Raw genomic sequence first — 1,117 nt, 5'->3', positions numbered from 1 at the left:
TAAGTTATTGACCATCATTGCTTCCTTTGTTTTGCAGCGTTTTTCGGTTTATCCCCTTCCTACTTGAAGCTGCAGCGGTGTTGGCTATGCTCATTCACTGGCACGCCAGCCCGGCCCAATCACATAGTCTGTCTATGTTCATGCGGATAACCTCACTGGCCGCCTACCTGTAACGCCAAGTAGTTGGGGTATATGTTTTTACATTGCTGCGACGTATTTGCTCTTGATGTTTTCTATTTGGGTTAAAGCATCGTGCCATGTTGTATGAAAACGTCTCAATGGCTGAGAAACAAAACCTCAACGATGAGGCTGAGGTTACGTTTTTCGCTTATTGATCGGTAAGTAATAGCACCACGAGCTCACTTGGTCCGTGCGCGCCATAGGCCAGCGTTTGTTGGATATCCGCCGTTTTGGACGGGCCAGAAATCAACAGTGCGTTGGTCGGCATGTGATGCGCCCACTCTTGCTCTACCATGACCTCAAGGAAATTACACTTAAGAGTCGACTGTTTGATCACCAGCGATGTGCTTGGAGGCACCAAGACAAGGTTCTAGGGCTCATATTCGCTCGGCCACAACACCAAAGCACCAGTGTCGGCAATACCCGGCTAAAACATGAGTAATACCGACATCGATTTGGTTAAAAAGCTCACTCTTCCATTCTTCAATGTGGCGTTCAAATTCCACCACTTTCACTTGAGCGAGTCCGTTGCGAAAGGCGTGAATGTATTCTCCATCCGTGCCAATAGCGGCGGTTTGACATGCTTTGTCTGACACAATACGCGCGATGGTGGATTCGAGTTGTGACGCTTCTATGGTGTGCATTTCGGCGTGGCTGGCTTCCATGGCAGTGATGAAGCGGTGCACTTTTCATTCTGAGTGACATTCTTTTCGTGTCCCACGGTTGATAACTCAAGTGCGCCGAGCTTTTTTCAATCGCATTGGCGGCTTTGAGGCGATTGAGTATGTTGTTTTTCGCATGGCTCATGATTCACCTCTTTTGCGTTTTTCTGCCATCAATTGGTGTAAGGATTTTTCTGCCGGTTTTGGCGCCGTGCGGCATTGGGTCCAAGGGCCGAGATTTGCCGGAAGCAGGTTACGCATTTTGCTGGCGATGG

3 protein-coding genes are annotated in these 1,117 nt (G+C 48.8%); all 3 read right to left on the bottom strand.

Going from position 1 to position 1,117, the window contains the following annotated elements; all coding sequences use genetic code 11:
* Positions 1 to 328 precede the first annotated feature (328 nt).
* Positions 329 to 538: an LUD domain-containing protein gene (locus CIK04_RS33500; RefSeq protein WP_325205738.1), complete on the bottom strand. Its 210-nt coding sequence runs from the start codon at positions 536 to 538 to the stop codon at positions 329 to 331.
* A 19-nt stretch (positions 539 to 557) separates the two neighbouring features.
* A complete protein-coding gene (locus tag CIK04_RS33495) occupies positions 558 to 866 on the bottom strand; it encodes a hypothetical protein (protein ID WP_325205736.1) in 309 nt (102 codons plus the stop codon).
* Positions 867 to 983: 117 nt separating this feature from the next.
* A complete protein-coding gene (locus tag CIK04_RS22470; protein ID WP_325205737.1) occupies positions 984 to 1,103 on the bottom strand; it encodes a lactate utilisation protein LutB domain-containing protein in 120 nt (39 codons plus the stop codon).
* Positions 1,104 to 1,117 lie beyond the last annotated feature (14 nt).

The organism is Vibrio sp. 03_296, from assembly GCF_002265885.1.
Note: the sequence above shows the minus strand (reverse complement) of the source record. Positions and strands in the feature narration are given on the sequence as shown.

Excerpts from the sequence above, each read along its gene's own strand:
- CIK04_RS22470 (WP_325205737.1), bottom strand. The coding sequence starts at position 1,103 with ATGCGTAACCTGCTTCCGGCAAATCTCGGCCCTTGGACCCAATGCCGC.